Annotated in this window: 16 protein-coding genes; 9 read left to right on the top strand and 7 right to left on the bottom strand. The window is 62.7% G+C overall.

What is annotated here, in order from left to right:
* Window positions 1-10: 10 nt before the first annotated feature.
* Window positions 11-1,570, bottom strand: a complete 1,560-nt coding sequence (glgA, locus tag MOP87_RS12620; protein ID WP_027916213.1) for a glycogen synthase GlgA — start codon at window positions 1,568-1,570, stop codon at window positions 11-13.
* A 662-nt stretch (window positions 1,571-2,232) separates the two neighbouring features.
* Between glgA and gnd the strand changes: the two genes are divergently transcribed.
* The 5 genes from gnd (at window position 2,233) to MOP87_RS12595 (ending at window position 7,671) form a co-directional block, all read left to right on the top strand.
* Complete coding sequence (gnd, locus tag MOP87_RS12615; protein ID WP_242809582.1) at window positions 2,233-3,216, top strand: phosphogluconate dehydrogenase (NAD(+)-dependent, decarboxylating); 984 nt, start codon at window positions 2,233-2,235, stop codon at window positions 3,214-3,216.
* Complete coding sequence (gene zwf / locus MOP87_RS12610) at window positions 3,213-4,721, top strand: glucose-6-phosphate dehydrogenase (RefSeq protein ID WP_242809580.1); 1,509 nt, start codon at window positions 3,213-3,215, stop codon at window positions 4,719-4,721. The genes gnd and zwf overlap by 4 nt, the downstream gene beginning before the upstream one ends.
* Before the next feature lie 91 nt (window positions 4,722-4,812).
* Entirely contained in the window at window positions 4,813-6,606 is a 1,794-nt protein-coding gene (locus tag MOP87_RS12605) for a glycoside hydrolase family 15 protein (protein WP_028686545.1), read from the top strand.
* 88 nt (window positions 6,607-6,694) lie between these two features.
* The gene (locus tag MOP87_RS12600) at window positions 6,695-7,051 is read left to right on the top strand and encodes a VOC family protein (RefSeq protein WP_110606582.1); all 357 of its coding nucleotides are present in this window, start codon (window positions 6,695-6,697) and stop codon (window positions 7,049-7,051) included.
* Window positions 7,051-7,671: a TetR/AcrR family transcriptional regulator gene (locus tag MOP87_RS12595; RefSeq protein WP_104926333.1), complete on the top strand. Its 621-nt coding sequence runs from the start codon at window positions 7,051-7,053 to the stop codon at window positions 7,669-7,671. The genes MOP87_RS12600 and MOP87_RS12595 overlap by 1 nt, the downstream gene beginning before the upstream one ends.
* 201 nt (window positions 7,672-7,872) lie before the next feature.
* Here the strand turns inward: MOP87_RS12595 and preA are convergent, their stop codons facing one another.
* The 3 genes from preA to hydA all read right to left on the bottom strand — a co-directional run bounded on the left by preA (window position 7,873) and on the right by hydA (window position 12,094).
* The gene (preA, locus tag MOP87_RS12590) at window positions 7,873-9,147 is read right to left on the bottom strand and encodes an NAD-dependent dihydropyrimidine dehydrogenase subunit PreA (RefSeq protein WP_027916207.1); all 1,275 of its coding nucleotides are present in this window, start codon (window positions 9,145-9,147) and stop codon (window positions 7,873-7,875) included.
* Window positions 9,148-10,515, bottom strand: coding sequence for an NAD(P)-dependent oxidoreductase (locus tag MOP87_RS12585; protein ID WP_242809578.1), 1,368 nt, complete (start codon window positions 10,513-10,515; stop codon window positions 9,148-9,150). It lies immediately after the preceding gene.
* 139 nt (window positions 10,516-10,654) lie between these two features.
* Window positions 10,655-12,094 carry a dihydropyrimidinase gene (gene hydA / locus MOP87_RS12580; RefSeq protein ID WP_027916205.1) on the bottom strand — a complete coding sequence of 480 codons (1,440 nt, stop codon included), beginning with the start codon at window positions 12,092-12,094 and terminating at the stop codon, window positions 10,655-10,657.
* Window positions 12,095-12,432: 338 nt separating this feature from the next.
* Here hydA and MOP87_RS12575 point away from each other — a divergent pair, with 338 nt between their 5' ends.
* Window positions 12,433-13,923, top strand: coding sequence for an NCS1 family nucleobase:cation symporter-1 (locus MOP87_RS12575; protein WP_027916204.1), 1,491 nt, complete (start codon window positions 12,433-12,435; stop codon window positions 13,921-13,923).
* A gap of 76 nt (window positions 13,924-13,999) precedes the next feature.
* The gene (locus MOP87_RS12570) at window positions 14,000-15,283 is read left to right on the top strand and encodes a Zn-dependent hydrolase (RefSeq protein ID WP_242809577.1); all 1,284 of its coding nucleotides are present in this window, start codon (window positions 14,000-14,002) and stop codon (window positions 15,281-15,283) included.
* 342 nt (window positions 15,284-15,625) lie between these two features.
* On the opposite strand, the gene MOP87_RS12565 is transcribed toward MOP87_RS12570, so the two are convergent.
* Entirely contained in the window at window positions 15,626-16,585 is a 960-nt protein-coding gene (locus MOP87_RS12565) for an MBL fold metallo-hydrolase (RefSeq protein WP_104926331.1), read from the bottom strand.
* A gap of 30 nt (window positions 16,586-16,615) precedes the next feature.
* Entirely contained in the window at window positions 16,616-17,176 is a 561-nt protein-coding gene (locus tag MOP87_RS12560) for a lipocalin family protein (RefSeq protein ID WP_027916201.1), read from the bottom strand.
* Window positions 17,177-17,356: 180 nt separating this feature from the next.
* On the opposite strand from MOP87_RS12560, the gene MOP87_RS12555 reads away from it, so the two are divergent.
* Entirely contained in the window at window positions 17,357-18,169 is an 813-nt protein-coding gene (locus MOP87_RS12555) for a crotonase/enoyl-CoA hydratase family protein (RefSeq protein ID WP_027916200.1), read from the top strand.
* Window positions 18,170-18,204: 35 nt separating this feature from the next.
* Entirely contained in the window at window positions 18,205-19,038 is an 834-nt protein-coding gene (gene nudC / locus MOP87_RS12550) for an NAD(+) diphosphatase (RefSeq protein WP_027916199.1), read from the top strand.
* A 59-nt stretch (window positions 19,039-19,097) separates the two neighbouring features.
* Here the strand turns inward: nudC and MOP87_RS12545 are convergent, their stop codons facing one another.
* Entirely contained in the window at window positions 19,098-19,877 is a 780-nt protein-coding gene (locus MOP87_RS12545; protein WP_027916198.1) for a TSUP family transporter, read from the bottom strand.
* Between the last annotated feature and the right edge of the window lie 57 nt (window positions 19,878-19,934).

Raw genomic sequence — 19,934 nt, 5'->3', positions numbered from 1 at the left:
CGACCTCTCTTCAGTAATGAGCCAATTGGGCTTGCTTGACCAGGTCTTCGTACAAGCGTGCGTAGGGTTCCACCGCTTGGCACCAGTTGAATGGCTGGGTCATGGACAGGCAACGCATGGCATTGAGCAGGTCTTTCTTCTGGTAGATGTAGAACGCCCGGCTGAGCGCCTCGCGGTAGCTTTCTACCGTCGACTCGTCGAACAGGAAACCTGTTACGCCGTTCTCGATGGTATCGGCCAGCCCGCCGGTCTTGCGTGCAACGGGCAGCGAGCCGAAGCGCTGAGCGTACATCTGGCTGAGGCCACATGGCTCGTAGCGCGAAGGCATCAGCAGGAAGTCGCTGCCAGCGAACATGCGGCGTGCGTCGGTTTCGTTGAAGCCGATGCGTACACCCACACGGCCGGGATGACGCAGGGCCAGTTCGCGCATGGCTTGCTCTTCTTCAGGCTCGCCACGACCAATGATTGCAATTTGGCCGCCTTGCTCGACGATGTACTCGGCAACGCCCAGGGTCAGGTCCAGCCCTTTCTGGTAGACCAGGCGCGAGACCACGGCGAACAGCGGGCCCTCGGAGGGGTCCAGCTGGAACAGCTCGCGCACTGCCTGTGCATTGCGCGCCTTGCCTTCCCAGTCGTTGATGCTGAAATTGTGCTGCAGGTGCTTGTCGGTCGCTGCATCCCAGCTTTCGTCGATGCCGTTCGGAATGCCGCCCAATAGCCCCTGTTGCGCCTTGCTGGCCAGGAAACCGTCCAGGCCGCAGCCGAATTCGGGGGTGGTGATTTCCTGGGCGTAGGTGGCACTGACCGTGGTGATATGGCTGGAGTAGGCCAGGCCAGCTTTCAGGAAGGAGAGCTTGCCGTAGAACTCCATGCCTTCCTGCTGCATGGCATGGTCGGGTATGGCCAGTTCCGGGCTGCAGCCACGGCTGTAGACACCCTGGTAGGCCAGGTTGTGAATGGTGAACAGGGTCGGGGTGCTCAAGCCGCGCCAGTGCATGTACGCAGGGGCCAGGCCCGCTGGCCAGTCATGGGCATGCACCATTTCCGGTTTCCAATGGATCATGCCTTCACCGGCTGCGATTTCTGCAGCCGCCAGGCCCAGGCGGGCGAAACGGATATGGTTGTCCGGCCAGTCGCGACCGTTTTCTGCTGCGTAAGGCGTGCCGGGACGCTGGTAGAGCTCTGGGCAGATCAACACGTAGATCACCAGCCCGTCGGGCAAGTCCATCCGGCCGATCTTGCAAGGGGGCAAGGCTGCATGGCCGCCCAGCTCACCGACGATGTGGATGGGGTTGTCGCTTTCCACCACCTGCGGGTAACCCGGGATCAGCACACGCACGTCGTGCAGGTGGGCAAGGGCGCGAGGCAACGCCGCGGAGACGTCGCCCAAACCACCGGTCTTCACCAGGTCAGCGATTTCCGAGGTGACGAAAAGGATCTTGCGTTTGTTCGGGTTGTTCTGGCGCTGGGCGCCAGGTGCCTTGCCTGTCTTGGCGAGCTCCGGGATGAGCGGTTCGCGGTGTTCCGATGTAAAGGTAGCTACTTGAGTCGCGACAGCGGCACTGATCATTCTTTCTCTCCGTCCCTAAGCTTGGCCGGGTACTGATAAACCGCGGCGGTCTTTCGTGTTGATTCTCTCTTTGCGAATTCTGCGTACTGCAATCCTTGCCCCCGAGTCGTGCGCACAGGCACAGCGCATTTGGCATTCCGGCCAAAAGGCGAGTGGACTGGTTGGGGTGGGCGGGCCGTGCGTGGGAATAACCCATTTCATCTGGCCTGCTTAGTTCCTGACCTGCCGGCTTTCCTTAAAGTTCGACTTTTTTTCCGTTGCTCTTCCAATGAGCAAATGGCGGGCCGGAACTTGAGTGTAGGCGAGAAATATTACAAATGTGACCGAACGGTCATTCCAGGCGGCCCCCGTGCTAGACGCAAACGTTGGCATAAACTCGCCGAGCACTCAGGGCGCTTTTATTGCACGCCGGCGAGAGGCGACGAGCGGCGCTGTGTGTATTGCTTTGCACCTTAACGGTGCGACCCGTGCTGTATGACGGGGCCTTGATTGATCGAGCGCTGTTAAATTGACTTGCGCACCCTGAATAGCAGATAGCGCGGCGTCTCGTCCCCAATAAACCAACATGAACATACCGCCCGTCGCTGAACCCTCATGCCGTCCACTGGACTAACCTGAAAGGCGAAACGTCGTCACTCATTCCAGAAGGGGAGCACCTGCTCATGCAATTGGGAATCGTCGGGCTGGGCCGCATGGGCGGCAACATCGCAAGGCGGCTTATGCTCGCTGGCCATCACACCGTGGTGCATGACCGCAACGCACAAGCCGTTACTGCTCTGGAGGGCGAAGGCAGCGTCGGGGCGGCTGACCTGGCTGCACTGGTCGAGAAACTCCAGGCGCCTCGTGCCGTCTGGGTCATGCTTCCCGCCGGGGCGCCTACCGAGCAGACCATTGCCCAGCTGGCTGACTTGCTGAAACCTGGCGATTCGATCATCGACGGTGGTAATACTTTCTACAAAGACGACATGCGCCGCGCCGCAGAACTGGCCCAGCGTGGGCTTCACTACCTGGATGTCGGTACCTCAGGCGGGGTATGGGGCCTGGAACGCGGTTACTGCATGATGATCGGCGGGGAAAAGGACGTGTTCGAACGTCTGGAGCCCCTGTTTGCAGCACTCGCTCCCGGTGTCGGGGACATCCCGCGCACCCACGGACGCACCGGAGAACCACAGCGTGCCGAGCATGGCTATATCCATGCCGGCCCGCCGGGTGCCGGGCACTACGTGAAGATGGTGCACAACGGCATCGAATACGGCTTGATGCAGGCTTACGCCGAAGGCTTCGACCTGCTGCGCAGCAAAGGCGGTGACGAGCTGCCCGAGGACCAGCGCTTTGACCTGAACGTGGCCGAGATCGCCGAAGTGTGGCGTCGTGGCAGCGTGGTCACGTCCTGGCTGCTGGACCTGACCGCCGACGCGCTGGTGGCCGACCCTCAGTTGGCCCAGTTCAGCGGCTCGGTGTCGGACAGCGGGGAAGGGCGCTGGACCATCGACGCGGCCGTCGAGCAGGCAGTGCCAGTCCCGGTGCTGTCCAGTGCGCTGTTCGCGCGTTTCCGTTCGCGCCAGCAACAAGGCACGTATGGCGACAAGATTCTCTCGGCCATGCGCCTTGGGTTCGGTGGGCACGTTGAGAAGAAACCTGAATGAGCAAAAAACCGGCAACGCCCGCTGCTCCACCCTGCACCTTGTTCCTGTTCGGCGCCAATGGCGACCTGGTCAAGCGACTGCTGATGCCTGCGCTCTACAACCTCAGCCGTGATGGCCTGCTCGATCGGGACCTGCGCATCGTGGGTGTCGACCACAATGCTGTCAGCGCCGAGGAATTTGCTGAACGTTTGCATGCGTTCATGGCCGAGCGCGACAAAGGTGGCGAGGGTGCTCCAGCGAACCTGGACGAAAAGCTCTGGGCCAGCCTTGCCAAGCGCCTGGACTACCAGACCGGGGACTTTCTCGACGCGGCGACTTATGAGGCGATCGCCCAGCGCATCGACAAGACCAGCCATGGCAACGCCATTTTCTACCTGGCGACCTCCCCACGGTTCTTCCCCGAAGTGGCCAAGCGCCTCGGGGAAGCCGGGTTGCTGGACGAATCGGGCGGCGGGTTTCGCCGGGTGGTCATCGAGAAACCGTTCGGACACGACCTTGCCAGCGCCGAGGCGCTCAACGCCTGCCTGCTGAACGTGATGGGCGAGCGTCAGATTTACCGGATCGACCATTTCCTGGGCAAGGAAACCGTCCAGAACATCCTGGTCAGCCGTTTCTCCAACGGGCTGTTCGAGTCGTTCTGGAACAATCATTACATCGACCATGTGCAGATCACCGCCGCTGAAACCGTAGGGGTCGAAACCCGTGGTGCGTTCTATGACGGCACCGGTGCAATGCGCGACATGGTGCCCAATCATCTGTTCCAGCTGCTGGCGATGGTGGCCATGGAGCCGCCTGCAGCGTTTGCCGCCGACGCGGTTCGCGGGGAGAAAGCCAAGGTGATCGGCGCGATCCGCCCGTGGTCGACCAAGATGGCATTGAAGAACTCGGTTCGCGGCCAATATGTAGCCGGCACCCTGGGCGGGAAGCACGTGCCGGGTTACCGCCAGGAAAGCAAGGTGGAACCTGACAGCCAGACCGAAACGTTCGTGGCCATGAAGATCATGATCGACAACTGGCGCTGGGCCGGTGTGCCCTTTTACCTGCGCACCGGTAAGCGCATGAGCGTGCGCGATACGGAAATCGCCATCTGCTTCAAGCCGGCGCCGTATGCCCAGTTCCGAGAGTCCGCGTTGCAAAGGCCCAAGCCCAATTACCTGAAGATCCAGATCCAGCCCAACGAAGGCATGTGGTTCGACCTTCAGGCCAAGCGGCCAGGGCCGGAACTGGTGATGGAGAATGTCGAGCTGGGTTTCGCCTACAAAGACTTCTTCAAGATGACCCCGGCCACCGGTTACGAAACCTTGATCTACGACTGCCTGACAGGCGACCAGACGTTGTTTCAGCGTGCCGACAACATCGAGAACGGCTGGCGCGCCGTCCAGCCGTTTCTCGATGCCTGGGCCCAGGGCGGGGAAGTGCACGACTACGAGGCCGGCCAGGATGGCCCGGAGGCGGGCAACGAGCTGCTGGCCCGGGACAAGCGCGAGTGGCACCGGCTGGGTTGACGTTGCACCGTTTCGATCCGATCGCGTGGTGCCGGGCCTGTCCGCGAAAGCGGGTTCGGCACCATTGACGCACTGAATTCCAGGAGTATCGATGCCTGCCCATATTGAAGATTATGCCCTGCTGGGCAACTGCCGCAGTGCAGCCCTGGTTAGCAGCGACGGCTCGCTCGACTGGCTGTGCCTGCCGCGTTTCGATGCGCCAGCGGTATTCGCGGCCTTGCTGGGCAACGAGGAAAATGGCCGTTGGCGCCTGGCGCCCTCGGACCCCGTGACAGAGCGCACCCGGCGCTACCTAGACGACACGCTGGTGCTTGAAACCGTCTGGGTCACGGCCTCGGGAAAGGCGCGGGTGCTGGATTTCATGCCCTTGGGTGACGAGAACGCGGTCGTGCGCATTGTCGAAGGGCTTTCGGGCCAGACCACGTTCGAAATGGACCTGGTGATGCGCTTTGACTACGGGCGCAGCGTCCCTTGGGTAGAGCGGCTCGACCCGCTGACCCTCAGCGCGGTAGCAGGCCCGGACCGCTTGATCCTGTCCTCGACCGTGGCCCCCCATGCTCGCGATCATCACACGGTGGCGCGTATGCGGGTAGGCGAGGGCGAGCGGCATGTGTTCAGCTTGCGTCATCACCCTTCGCACCTGGCGGTTCCCGCCGAACAGGACGTCGATGCCTGCCTCAAGGCCACCGTGGATCAGTGGCAGGCCTTTGCAGCCAAGTGCCCGGACGTGGGACCGTACACGGCCTTGGTCCGCCGCTCGCTGCTGGTGCTCAAGGCCATGACCTATGCGCCCACGGGCGGGATCGTGGCGGCGGTGACGACCTCGCTACCCGAGCGCGTGGGCGGTGAGCGTAACTGGGACTACCGCTTCTGCTGGCTGCGCGATGCCACCATGACCTTGCTGGCCTTCATGAACCTGGGATACTTCGAAGAAGCCCAGGCCTGGCGTGAATGGCTGCTGCGTTCGGTGGCGGGCAACCCGGAGCAGATGCAGATCATGTACGGCCTGGCCGGTGAGCGTGACCTTCAGGAGTACACGTTGCCCTGGTTGGCCGGTTACGAGCACTCCCAGCCTGTGCGGGTGGGCAACGCAGCCGCCGCGCAAACACAGCTGGATATCTATGGTGAACTGGCCGACGCCATGAGCCAGGCAATCCGTGGTGGCCTGCCCAGGCATCCGCGCAGTGCCGCGATCAGCCGGGTGATCATGCCGTACCTGGAAAGCATCTGGCGTGAGCCTGATGAAGGCATCTGGGAAGTACGCGGTGGTCGGCAGCACTTCGTACACTCCAAGGTCATGGCCTGGGTGGCGTTCGACCGCGCTGCGGGGCTTGCCGAAACCACCGAGGAGGACCGTGAACGCGGCCTTCACTACCGGCAGGTCGCTGATCAGATCCACCGGGAAGTGTGCGAGCAGGGGCTCGATGCTCAGGGCCAGCACTTCGTGCAGGCCTACGGCTCTTGCGAGATGGATGCCAGCCTGCTGCACATCGCGTTGACCGGCTTCTTGCCGGCCCACGACCCGCGGTTTCTGCGAACCTTGGCCCAGATCGAAAAGCGCCTGTTGCACAACGGCCTGTTGCTGCGCTACGACACCGACAGCTGCACCGATGGCCTGACGGCAGGCGAGGGGACATTCCTGGTGTGCTCCTTCTGGCTGGCCGACGTGTACGTGCTGCTAGGACGCCAGACCGAAGCGCACGCGCTGTATCAACGGCTGACCGAGCTGTGCAACGATGTGGGCCTGCTGGCCGAGCAGTACGATCCGGTAGGCAAGCGCATGCTGGGTAACTTCCCGCAGGCGTTCAGCCATATCGGCATCATCAATACCGCGCTCAACCTGCACCGTGCGCAATGCCCTGCGCGCGTGCGCGCCAGCGCCTGAAGCCTGGTAGCCGGCGCTTGCGCCGGCTCAAGGTTTCGCTACGCAAGCGGAGTAGACTACGGAACATTTCCGAGAGCACGGAGCGTTCATGGGTATTCGCGGTAGGGATCGTCAGATCGACAACATCGAGTTCAACGTCAGCGACATCGCGCGCAGCAAAGCATTCTACGCAGCGGTGTTCGGCTGGAAGTTCACCGATTACGGGCCAGCCTACACCGAGTTCAGCGACGGCCGGCTGACGGGTGGTTTCACTACAGGTGAGCCCGTGCGGCCAGGAGGGCCTCTGGTCATTCTCTATGCAGATGACTTGCAGGCCACCCAGCGACGGGTGCAAGCAGCGGGCGGCACCGTCAGCAGGGCAGTGTTCGCGTTTCCGGGCGGTCGCCGTTTTCATTTCACCGATCCGGATGGGTTCGAGTTGGCCGTGTGGACGGCCGACGCCTGATGGCCAACCACAAGATTGAAATCCGTCGTCGCAACGTCGAAAAGATTCTGCAGGCTGCCGAGCGCGTATTCGCCGAAAAGGGCTTCGCTGCCACTTCCATGGGCGATATCGCCGAACAGGCGCAGCTGCCGCGCTCGAATCTTCACTACTACTTCAAGACCAAGGACGACCTGTTTCGAGCGGTGCTGCAGGACTTGCTCGAAGTCTGGAAGCAAGACGCGTTGAGCTTCGAGCACTTCGATGACCCTCGCGTCGTGCTAACCAGTTATATCCGCGCGAAGATGGCACACTCCCGTTCACGGCCGCTGGGCTCGAAAATCTGGGCCGAGGAGATGCTGCACGGTGCGCCGGTGCTCAGGGCGGACCTGGATGAGAGCCTGGTGCCCTGGGCCAGGCTAAAGGAGGCGAAGATCCGCCGCTGGGTGGAGGAGGGGCGCATTCTGCCGGTGCAGCCGTCGGCGCTGCTGTACATGATATGGGCATCGACCCAGCATTATGCCGACTTCGGTTACCAGGTGGCCTTGCTCAACGAAGGCGAGCCGCTGTCCGACCGAGACTTCGAAAACGCTGTGCAGACGGTCACCCGTGTAATCCTGCGAGGTATTGGGTTAGAGCCTTGAGGCGTCAGACGGCTGTTGACTGCCACTGGCAGAGGGCGTGCAGCGGTCCCGGCGCACGATGATGCGGGGAGTATAGACCCTGGGGCCGCTGGGCGGCCCCAGGATTTGAGCCGTGAATCATAAACATCAGGGCCCATGTGCGCCCCACCGCGACGGATCCGGCGTCTGGCGAAACCGCGCCTGCATCCACACTCCCTACCCTCAGCCAACCTCCCGATACGGGTTGCGCGGGTCCTGCGTCCAGTTCAGGTACGGCTTGCCGGTGTCTTGTGCCACCATCTCGATGCAGTCTTCAACGGGACAGGTGATCTGGCATAGATTGCAGCCTACGCATTCCTCTTCGATCACGCTGTAGGCATGGGTACCGTCGGCCTTCACCGTACTGGCGATGGCCTGGTGGGAGGTATCCTCGCAGGCGATATGACACCGGCCGCAACCAATGCAAGCGTGCTGATCGATGTGCGCAATGGACTGGTAGTTGATGTCCAGGTACTTCCAGTCAGTGGTGTGACCGACCGCCTGGCCTCTGAAGTCTTCAAGACGGGCATGCCCATGCTGGTCCATCCAACGTGCAAGGCCGTCCTTCATGTCCTCGACGATGCGAAAGCCATGCAGCATGGCGGCGGTGCAGACTTGAACCGCGCCGCTGCCCAGAGCCACGAACTCGGCAGCATCACGCCAATTGCCGATACCGCCGATCCCGCAGATCGGCAAGCCCTGGGTGGCGGGGTCGCGGGCGATCTCCGCAACCATGTTCAGGGCGATGGGTTTGACGGCGGAGCCGCAGTAACCGCCGTGCGTGCTTTGGTCGCCGACAATTGGGTGGGCCACCATGCGGTCCAGGTCCACGCTGGTGATGGAGTTGATGGTGTTGATCAGCGATACCGCATCAGCGCCGCCTCGATGCGCTGCTCGAGCCGACTGGCGAATGTCGGTGATGTTGGGGGTGAGCTTTACGATCACCGGCAGTGAGCAGTGGGTCTTGCACCAGCGGGTGACCATCTCCACATACTCAGGCACCTGGCCCACCGCCGCCCCCATGCCCCGCTCGGGCATCCCGTGGGGGCAGCCGAAGTTCAGTTCGATTCCATCGGCCCCTGTGGCTTCTACCAGTGGCAGGATGAATTTCCACGATGCCTCCTCGCACGGCACCATCAGCGACACGATCAGTGCACGGTCCGGCCAGTCCTTCTTGACCTGAGTGATCTCCCGCAGGTTGATTTCCAGTGATCGATCGGTGATCAACTCGATGTTGTTGATGCCCTGAACCAGGCGATTGGCGCCGAAGTGCGCCGAATATCGCGATGACACGTTCACCGCTGCTGGGTCTTCCCCCAGTGTTTTCCAGACCACGCCACCCCAACCCGCTTCGAAGGCGCGTACCACGTTGTAGGCCTTGTCGGTGGGCGGGGCCGAGGCCAGCCAGAAGGGATTGGGGGCGCGAATGCCGGCGAAGACGATAGACAAGTCAGCCATTTACGCGGCCTCCACGTTGAGCATGAGTTGGGCATGGATGGCCTGGGCAGCTACCTTGCCATGTTGTACGGCCTGCACGGTGAGGTCCTGGCCCAGGGCGGTGCAGTCACCGCCGGCATACACGCCCGGCAGGCTGGTCTGCATGCACGCATCGACGCGAATGCGCTCGCCGTCGCGCGCCAGCTGCGCGGCGACCGGGTCCGCCACGCTTTGGTCTTCGAAGCGCTGCCCGATGGCCTTGAAGATCGCGTCGGCAGCCAGTTCGAAGGTTTCTCCAGTGTCGCCCAGGCGACCGTCTACCATTGCGGTGCGAGCGAAGCGCATGCCGCGTACCTTGCCATCGTCGCTCAGCAGTACGGCGTCGGGGCGCGCCCAGGTATGCAGACGCACCTGGTTGGCCTTGGCGATGGCTTGCTCGTGGCCCGTGGCGCCCATGTCGGACGCCCCACGGCGATACACCAGCTTGACGTCGCGCGCCCCCAGTCGGCTCATCTGCACGGCCATGTCGATCGCCGTGTTTCCGGCGCCGATCACCAGGCAACGGTCGGCCAAGGGCAACCGACTCAGGTCATCGGCCTGGCGCAGTTCGCGGATGTAGTCGGTGGCAGCCAGCACGCCAGGTGCCTGTTCATCGGGCAGGCCCAGTTGCCGCACGGCACTGAGCCCAAGGCCGAGAAAGACGGCATCGTACTGATCCCGCAGGTCACCGAGCCCCAGGTCGCTGCCCAGGCGCCGGCCATAGCGGATCTCGATGCCCCCGATGCCCAGCAAAAACGCCACTTCACGTTGGGCGAAATCATCAACCAACTTATAGCGGGCGATACCGTACTCGTTCAGGCCACCCGGTTTCTCACTGGCTTCGAAGACGACCACATCGTGCCCGTGCATGGCCAGACGATGTGCACAAGACAAGCCCGCCGGGCCGGCGCCGACCACTGCGATGCGCTTGCCGGTAGCCGGGGAGCGCTGGAAGGGGTGTTCGCTGAACTGGGCGTTGTCCAAGGCATAGCGTTGCAATTGGCCAATCAGCACCGGCGCGCATTCCTGCGCGTTGTTGCGCACGCAGGCCTGTTCGCAGAGGATTTCGGTGGGGCAGACACGGGCACAACTGCCACCGAGAATGTTGGCCGACAGGATCCGTTCAGCAGCGCCTTGCAGGTTGTCATCACTGATGCGGCGGATGAAGGACGGAATGTCGATGTCGCTGGGGCAGGCATTGATACACGGGGCATCGTAGCAGTACAGGCAGCGCGCGCTCTCCACGGCGGCCTGGCGCGCGGTCAGGGGTGGGACCAGGTCGCTGAAATGCTCGGCCAACTGGTCGCTGCCGGCCCTTGGGCGGGGCAAATGGTTCAGTGCGTCTATCACGGTGGTAGCCTCTCTTTCTTGTCGTGGGCTTGAAAAGTGGGGCGCGGGCAGCCCCGATCACCGGCACGCCGGCCCCCGCGCACGGTGTCGGCCTGAGGGGTCGGTGTTGCAGTGAAAGCCGGTCGATCAGTGTCAGCGGCTAGCGGGGCACGGGGGTGGCCCGGTGGTGTTCTGCCCGACGCTCGAGCAGTTCGTACACCGAAGGGTAGGCCGGGCGTTCGACATACCGTCCGGCACCGACTTCGGCGCGCAAGTCACCGTCGGCCCACACCACCTTGCCCTGGCTGATGGTGTGGCTGGGCACGCCGCGCACGGTACGGCCTTCGAAGATGTTGAAGTCCACCTGCTGGTGATGGGTCTTGGCCGAGAGGGTGCGCGTGCCCTGTGGGTCCCACAGCACCAGGTCGGCGTCGGCCCCGACACGAATGGCGCCTTTGCGTGGAAAGAGGTTGAAGATCTTCGCCGTGTTGGTAGAGGTAACGGCGACGAATTCGTGCATGGAGAGGCGACCTGTGTTCACACCGGCATCCCACAGTACCGCCATGCGGTCCTCGATACCGGCCGTGCCATTGGGAATGCGGCTGAAATTGTCGCGTCCCATGGCCTTTTGCTCGGCGCAGAAACAGCAGTGGTCGGTGGCGGTGGTGTGCAGATTGCCCGACTGCAGGCCGCGCCACAGCGCCTCCTGGTGTTCACGCGGTCGGAACGGCGGGCTCATTACATAGCCCGCTGCCGTGGCCCAGTCCGGGTCGCGGTAGACGCTGTCGTCCAGCAGCAGATGGCCAGGCAAGACCTCGCCGTATACCGGCTGCCCCTTGCCGCGAGCGTAGGCGATCTCATCCAGCGCCTCGCGGCTGGAGACATGCACCAGGTACAACGGCGTACCGAGGGTTTCGGCAATACGGATAGCGCGGCTGGCCGCTTCGCCTTCAACCTGGGGTGGACGTGACAACGGGTGCGCCTCGGGCCCTGTCATGCCCTGGGCCAGCAACTTGCGTTGCAGATGATCCACCAGCTCGCCGTTCTCGGCGTGCACCGTGGGCACGGCGCCCAGTTGCAGGCAACGCTCGAAGCTGGCGACCAGGGTGTCGTCAGCGGCCATGATGGCGTTCTTGTAGGCCATGAAGTGCTTGAAACTGTTCACCCCATGGTGGGCGACCAGCTCACCCATCTCCTCGGCCACTTGGTCGCTCCACCACGTGATGGCCACGTGAAAGCCGTAATCGCTGGCGCTCTTTTCTGCCCAACCGCGCCAAGTGTGAAACGCCTCCATCAGCGACTGCTGGGGATTGGGGATCACGAAATCGATGATAGAGGTGGTTCCGCCTGCCAGCCCGGCGGCGGTGCCGCTGAAAAAGTCCTCGCTGGCTACCGTGCCCATGAACGGCAACTGCATGTGGGTATGCGGGTCGATCCCGCCGGGCATCAGGTACTGGCCGCTGCCATCGAGCACATTGCAACCGACGGGTGGGTCGATGTCCTGGCCAATGGCCTGGATCAGGCCGTTCGCACACAGGACATCGGCGCTGAAGCTTTCTTCGTGGGTGACCACGGTGGCGCCACGGATCAACAGAGACATGCCGTTTTTCCTCGCAGGCTGACCGGTCTGTGCCGGTTCTTGAAATTGTGCAGGTCAGGCGGGCAGCTAGATCCTGTCAGCGCTGACAAGATTCGAGGCTAGATGCAGATTCTGGATTCGGCAAGAAATAAATCCCACGAATTTTGTGGTTTTTAACTTACTGATTAATAAAGAAATTAAATTACGAATAGCTCTAGCACAGGCGTTTCGCAAGAGATTGACTAACTTGACAAGATTGAAATTTGGTCGAAATTTCTACCCACATTCTGCGTGTGTACTCCGGCCATCGACTCGCCCCGATGAGCGAACAACTACAACAACATTCTGGAGAAGGCCCCATGCAACAGAGCAGATCGCACGAGGTTGAACGCAACGGCCTGGTAGAGCTGTGCGAAGGCCCCGACGTGCTCGACAGCCCGCGCTACAACCCCGACATCGCCCCCACCAAGGTGCATCAGCGCACCTGGAACAGGTGGCACATCACCGCCCTGTGGGTGGGCATGTCCATCTGCGTGCCTACCTACACCCTGGGCGGCGTGCTCACGGCGTATTTCGGTCTGAGCGTGGGTGAAGCGTTGCTGGCCATCTTGCTGGCCAACCTCATCGTGCTGATTCCACTGACGCTCAATGCCTTTCCCGGCACCAAGTACGGCATTCCATTCCCGGTGCTGCTGCGTGCATCCTTCGGCATTCTGGGTTCCAACGTACCGTGCCTGGTGCGGGCCGTGGTCGCCTGCGGCTGGTTCGGGATCCAGACGCTGTTCGGCGGGCTGGCGATTCATCTGTTCCTGGGCTCGGTATTCGAGGGCTGGAAGGCCCTGGGCGGCACCGGCGAGGTGATCGGCTTCATGATCTTCTGGTGCCTGAACCTATGGGTGGTGCTGCGCGGTGCAGAATCGATCAAGTGGCTGGAAACCTTGTCAGCGCCTTTGCTGGTATCGGTGGGTGTCGGGCTGCTGGTGTGGGCGCTGCCGCACATGTCCATGACCGAACTGTTGGCCCAGCCACCGAAGCGTCCTCAAGGGGCCAGCGTGGTGGGTTATTTCTGCGCAGGGCTCACTGCCATGGTGGGCTTCTGGGCCACCCTGTCGCTGAACATCCCGGACTTCAGTCGTTATGCCCGCAGCCAGAAGGACCAGATTCTGGGGCAGATATTCGGCTTGCCCCTGACCATGTTCCTGTTTGCCTCGCTGGGTGTGGTGTTGACGGCGGCCTCGGCCTCATTGGTGGGCGAGACCGTTTCCGACCCGGTGACGCTGATCGGCAAGATTCAGAGCCCCTTCTGGGTAGCATTGGCCATGGCCCTGATCGTGATCGCTACCTTGTCCACCAACACGGCGGCCAACATCGTCTCGCCCACCAACGATTTCCAGAACATTGCACCGCGCCTGATCGGGCGCAGCCGGGCGGTGTGGCTGACCGGTTTCATCGGACTGGCGCTGATGGGCCACGAGCTTCTCAAGAAGCTGGGCTGGATCGTTTCCGACATCAGCCTTGAAAGCGTCTATTCCAACTGGTTGCTGGGGTATTCCAGCCTGCTCGGTCCCATTGCAGGGATCATGGTGGTGGATTACTTCCTGGTACGGCGTCAGCACCTGGATCTGGCCGGGCTGTATCGTGATGACGTCTATCCTGCGTGGCACTGGCCGGGCTTCGCGGCCTTTGCGCTGCCGGTGGCGCTCACGGTGCTGGCCATTGGCAACAGTCACTTCAGTTGGTTCTACGACTATGGCTGGTTCACCGGCTCGCTGCTCGGGGCTGGCTTGTACTACGTCTTCGCTGCCATGGCCGCCCCTAGCCCGACGCGCATGGCCAAGCCTTTGCCTTGAATACCTGCTCGTCGCAGTGCGGGCAGGCCCGCGCCGTGGCTTACACATCCGACAAGAAAAGCCTGAGGAGAGACCTATGACCCGCGCTCAAGACGTTCTTCAATCGACTGCCCGTCATGTCGATAGCGCACGCCTGTGGCAATCGCTCATGGACCTGGCGCACCTGGGCGCCACGGCCAAGGGTGGCGTATGCCGACTGGCCCTGACCGACCTGGATCGCCAGGCCCGCGACCTATTCGTGCAGTGGTGCGAAGCGGCAGGGTGCACGGTGACGGTCGACGGGGTGGGCAATCTGTTCGCCCGCCGGCCAGGGCGCGATGCCGCACTGCCTCCGGTAATGACGGGCAGTCACATCGACACCCAGCCCACCGGTGGCAAGTTCGATGGCTGCTACGGGGTCATGGCCGGGTTGGAGGTCATCCGCACCCTCAACGACCTGGGCGTGGAAACTGAGGCCCCACTGGAGGTGGTGGTGTGGACCAACGAGGAAGGCTCACGCTTTGCACCGTGCATGATGGGCTCGGGCGTCTTTGCCGGCAAGTTCAGTCTCGAGCAGACGCTGGCTAAACGCGATGCGCAGGGGATTAGCGTGGGCGAGGCGCTGAATGAAATCGGCTACGCCGGCAGCCGCGCGGTGACGGGCCATCCGGTGGGCGCGTATTTCGAGGCCCACATCGAACAAGGCCCGATCCTGGAAGACCAGGCCAAGACCATCGGCGTGGTGCTAGGCGCCCTGGGCCAGAAATGGTTCGACCTGACCTTGCGTGGGGTGGAGGCCCATGCTGGCCCAACGCCCATGCACCTGCGCAAGGATGCCTTGGTCGGCGCCGCTGCCGTGGTCGAGGCTGTCAACCGCGCCGCCTTAGGTCACCAGCCGCACGCCTGCGGCACGGTGGGCTGCCTGCAAGCTTATCCTGGCTCGCGCAACGTGATTCCAGGTGAAGTGCGCATGACCCTCGATCTGCGTCACCTCGAAGGAGACCGGCTTGAGGGAATGATTGCCGAGGTTCGCAGTGTGATTGAACAGACCTGCGAGCGGCATGGGCTGACGTATGAGCTGGTGCCGACCGCAGATTTCCCGGCCTTGTATTTCGACGACGTTTGCGTGAGTGCGGTACGTGAGTCAGCCCAGGCGCTGGGGTTGCCGCACATGGATATCGTCAGCGGGGCAGGGCACGACGCGATCTTCCTGGCTGAACTTGGGCCGGCTGGCATGATTTTCGTGCCGTGCGAAAACGGCATCAGCCACAACGAAATCGAGAACGCCACGCCTGAGGATCTAGCGGCAGGGTGTGCCGTGTTGCTGCGCGCCATGTTGGCGGCGTCCGAGGCGGTGGCCAAGGGGCGTTTGGCGGCTTAGTTTCGGGGCTGTTCATGCTGTCGTGGACGCTGTGGGCGCTACAGTGGTCTGGTTGATGGGAGCTGCGGGGATGAAACTGTGGGCAGTGCGATGGTTTCAGCTTCGCAGTTTACATTGCCGGGCCCGCTGCGCGGCCTATCGCGGCCGGTCCGGCGCCCCAGCAAGGCTGCTCACGGCTAGCGGTACTTGCTGAAATGTGAGGACTACGCAGATCCATTGTGGGAGCGACTGTCTTGCATATGCCGCGATGGACCGCGCAGCGGACCTCACAATCTATGACTCACCCTGGACATCCAAGGCTGTTCATACCCTACCAATACCACCCATATACACGCTGTCCGCTCAATCGACAGGTAACAACACACCCTCACGCCCCAAATGATACCGCTGAAGATCCACGGCTAACGTGAGGTTGCCAGCATAATGCAGGGCAGCCTCCTGCCTTACGTCATCGATCGAAGGGCTGCGCCGATTGTCAGCCTGGTAGCGCGCACTGAAGTGCGTCAGCACCAGGTTACGCACCCCGGCGGCTTGGGCAAAGCGAGCCACTGCCGCCGCAGTACTGTGGCCATAGGTCACGCCAGATCTTTCCACCGCAGGTTGCGTAAAGGTCGCTTCGTGCACCAGCACATCGGCACCTGCCGCAGCCTCGGCCAACAGCTCGGGCGTGTCGTTGTCGCCGCAAACAATGATGCGGCGGGCAGCTCGACCAGGCTGCAGGTAGTCCGCCGCTTGCAGCTCACGGCCTTGGTGACTCACCGCCAGGCCTTTTGCTAGCGTCCCCCACAATGGCCCGCGAGGGACACCTTCGGCGTCAAGGCGCACGCTGTCCAGCCGTGGCTCGGGGCAACGCTCCTCGAAGAGGTAGCCCACGCTGGGCACGCGGTGTGACAAAGTAACGGTGCTCACCGTGACGGCTGCGTTGTGCCAGCCATTGAAATCTTCGACGGGCAACAGCCGCAGATCGAAGGACAGATGACTGTCGGTCACCGCCAGGCTGATGCGCAACCACTCGTGCAAGGCCCGGGGCAACACCACATCCAAGGGTTGGCGCCGCCCGTTCATGCTCGCACTGGCCAGCAGGCCGGGCAAACCCAGGCAGTGGTCGCCGTGTACGTGAGTGATGAAAATGCCGCCCAGGTCCTGAGTCGACAGCGGTGTGTGCAACAGGCGATGCTGGGTGCCCTCACCGCAGTCGATCAAGTACCAGCGTTTGCCCGTGGCCTCCAGCAGCGCCGCCGCGCTGACGTTGCGGGCCTTGGTCGGGGCACCGGCGCTGGTGCCCAGAAACAGCAGGTCCATGTCTACTCCTTGTCATGCGCCATCAAAGTCTTACTCCACGCCCGTGCTGTCAGCCTGGCGCCAGACCAGTTTGCTGGTGTCATAGCCTTGCTCGCGCGCGATGTCCAGCAGCTGGTCACGGGTCTTGTCCGGAATGGCCGGGGTGCGGGACAGCAGCCACAGGTACTCGCGGTTAGGATGGCCGACCAGCGCTACGCGGTAGTCCTTGTCGTGGTAGAGCACCCAGTACTCGCCCTTGGTCAGGTCAGGCGCCAGGCGGCTGAACCAGTTGTCGAAGCGTACCCAGAGCTTGTCGGTGCTGCCCGGCTGCTGAGCTTCGGCGATGCCCTTGGCTTCGTTCCACTGCCCGTCCTTCTCCATGCAGCGGTTGGTTACATCGATGCGGCCATCGGTGCGCAGGGCATAGTGAGCTTCGGACTGCACACAGTTGCGCTGGAAGAACATCGGCAGCCGTGCCAGCTCGTACCAGGTGCCCTGATAGCGTTGCAGGTCGACCTGCTGCGTGCGTGGTGGGGCAGGGTGATCGTTGCCGGCGCAGCCAACCAGGGCAAGGGCCATGCAGGAAAGCATCAATGCCTTGCGTATCGCCATTGTGTTTCTCCTGAGAGTGAGTGCTTACACAGGTTCGATGCCAGCCTCGGGCAAAAGTTGTACGCGCGTTGCTTGGCCTGAGCCGTCCGCCTATTCCCGCAGTCCCGCTTTTGGCAGACGCACGGCAACCGGGCTGCGCTACCATCGCTGTCATTGCCAGAGCCCACAGGAGTGTCGCCCGTGACCCAATACAGCGCGTTCAAGGTAGAGCTGAACGAAAACATTGCCCACGTTCAAATCAACCGCCCGGAAAAACTCAACGCCATGAATGCCGCGTTCTGGGAGGAAATCATCGAGATCTTCCAGTGGGTGGACGACACCGACGCGGTCCGGGCCGTGGTCATCAGCGGTGCTGGCAAGCACTTTTCGGCCGGCATCGACCTGGCCATGCTGGCTTCGGTCGCCGGGCAGATGGGCAAGGACCCTGCGCGCAACGCCCGCACGCTGCGCAAGACCATCCTGGCCCTGCAAGCCTCGTTCAACGCCGTCGACCGCTGCCGCAAGCCAGTGCTGGCGGCAGTACAGGGCTACTGCATCGGCGGAGCCATCGACCTGCTGTCAGCCTGCGACATGCGCTACTGCAGCGGTGACGCGCAGTTCTCCATCAAGGAAATCGACATGGGCATGGCCGCGGACGTCGGCACATTGCAGCGTTTGCCACGCATCATCAACGACGGCATCATGCGAGAACTGGCCTACACCGGACGTACCGTCGAGGCCGAGGAGGCGCTGCGCATCGGCCTGGTGAACCGGGTCTACGATGATCAAGCCGCCTTGCTCGAGGGTGTGTTCGCCATTGCCCGGGACATCGCAGCCAAATCACCGATCGCCGTGGCCGGTACCAAGCACATGCTGAGCTACATGCGCGATCACCGCATCGACGACGGCCTCGAGTACATCGCCACCTGGAATGCGGCGATGTTGCAGTCCGAAGACATGCGCCTGGCCATGGCCGCGCACATGAACAAACACAAACCGTCGTTCGCCGACTGACAGAGTCGACGGGCGCACCTTACAGGAATGCCCTTATGTCAGCACGCTGGACGACCGCAGTACTCGACCCGCAAACGCCCGCCGGCTTGGCCGTGGCCCACAGCCCGGAGGGCTTTCTGGTCGGGGAAGAGGGCGCGTTGTTCCCGCGCGACTGGCTCAAGGGCCAGGGGCTGGATGTGCTGTGCGAGCACGGCATCGGTCACTTCGATGGCCAGCCGGTATTTCTGCTTGAGCTGGCCAGTGCCGGCCAGGTACCCGGTTGCAGTTGGCGGGGCCTGCGCACGTTCATGCTCGAAGGGGATGCCGAGACATACACGATCCTGGGTTACGCCGCGCAGATCGGCACCTGGGCGCGCGAGCACCGGTTCTGTGGCAGTTGCGGTCAGCCCATGACGCAAATTCGCTGGGAGCGGGCCATGCACTGCAGGGCCTGCGACCTGCGCAGCTACCCGCGCATCTCGCCCAGCATGATCGTGTTGATCACACGAGGCGACGAGATCCTGCTGGCGCGCTCGCCGCGCTTCGTGGCAGGCGTGTACAGCACCCTGGCGGGCTTCGCCGAACCCGGCGAGTCGGCCGAAGACTGCCTGGTGCGCGAAGTGCGCGAAGAAGTGGCGCTGGAGGTCAAGAACATCCAGTACGTGGGTAGCCAGTGCTGGCCCTTCCCGCACTCGATGATGCTGGGCTTTCATGCCGAATACGCCGGGGGCGCCATCGTCATGCAGCCGGATGAAATCGAGGATGCCCGCTGGTTCAATGTGCACGATCTACCGCCGCTGCCGGCTGGACGGTCGATTGCCCGTTACCTGATCGACCTGTACGTAGCCCGCCGATTGGGCCGTGCCGACCCTGCGTTCCCCGGGCAGTGACCGATCAGGCTCGCTCCAGGTCGAGACCCCAGTCCCTTACGCGTGCAGTTCCTGGCTGATCACGCCTGGCCAAACCAGTGCTGCCAGGCCAGGCGCACGGTCAGGGCCAGCACCACGGTGATGAATACGGGACGGATGAACTTGCTACCGCCGCTGATCGCCGTCCGGGCGCCAAAGAAGGCGCCGACCATGACCGACAGGCCCATGCACAGGCCGACGATGTAATCCACCTGCCCGGAAATCACGAACACCGTCAGGGCTGCGATGTTGCTGACGAAGTTCATGCTGCGGGCCACGCCACTGGCGCGGACAAGGTCGATGGGGTAAAGCAGCAGGGTGCTGACCGTCCAGAAAGCACCTGTACCCGGCCCAGCCACGCCGTCATAGAACCCCAAGGTCAGGCCTTGCGGCAGCTGCCACTTCTTGCGAATCGGGGCATCGGCGTCCAGTGGCGCCTTTGGCGTGCCGCCGAACAACAGGTACAGGCCGCAGGCGAACACGATCACTGGCAGCATCTTGTTCAGCCACTCGGCAGGCATGTAGTGCGCAACGACCGCCCCTAGCAGGGCCCCGGCCAAGGTGCCAAACAGGGCCCGACGCCACTGAGCCGGGTGAAAGAGCTTGCGCCTGTAGTAGGTGAGGCTGGCCGTGGCCGAGCCGAACGTGGAGCTGAGCTTGTTGGTGCCCAGTACCAGGTGAGGCGGCATGCCGGCTGTCAGCAGGGCGGGGGTGGTCAGCAGGCCGCCGCCGCCAGCGATGGCATCGATGAAACCGGCGACGAAAGCGACCCCTGCCAGGATGAGCAGGGTCAAGGGTTCTACGGTAAGTTCGAAGGGCATGGGAATCTGGCAGGCAATGAGACGGTATGCGACAAAACGCCGCGTGATAAGCCGGAC

It is taken from the genome of Pseudomonas sp. I3-I5 (genome assembly GCF_022699445.1).
In the GTDB taxonomy this organism is placed as follows: domain Bacteria; phylum Pseudomonadota; class Gammaproteobacteria; order Pseudomonadales; family Pseudomonadaceae; genus Aquipseudomonas; species Aquipseudomonas fulva.
Note: the sequence above shows the minus strand (reverse complement) of the source record. Positions and strands in the feature narration are given on the sequence as shown.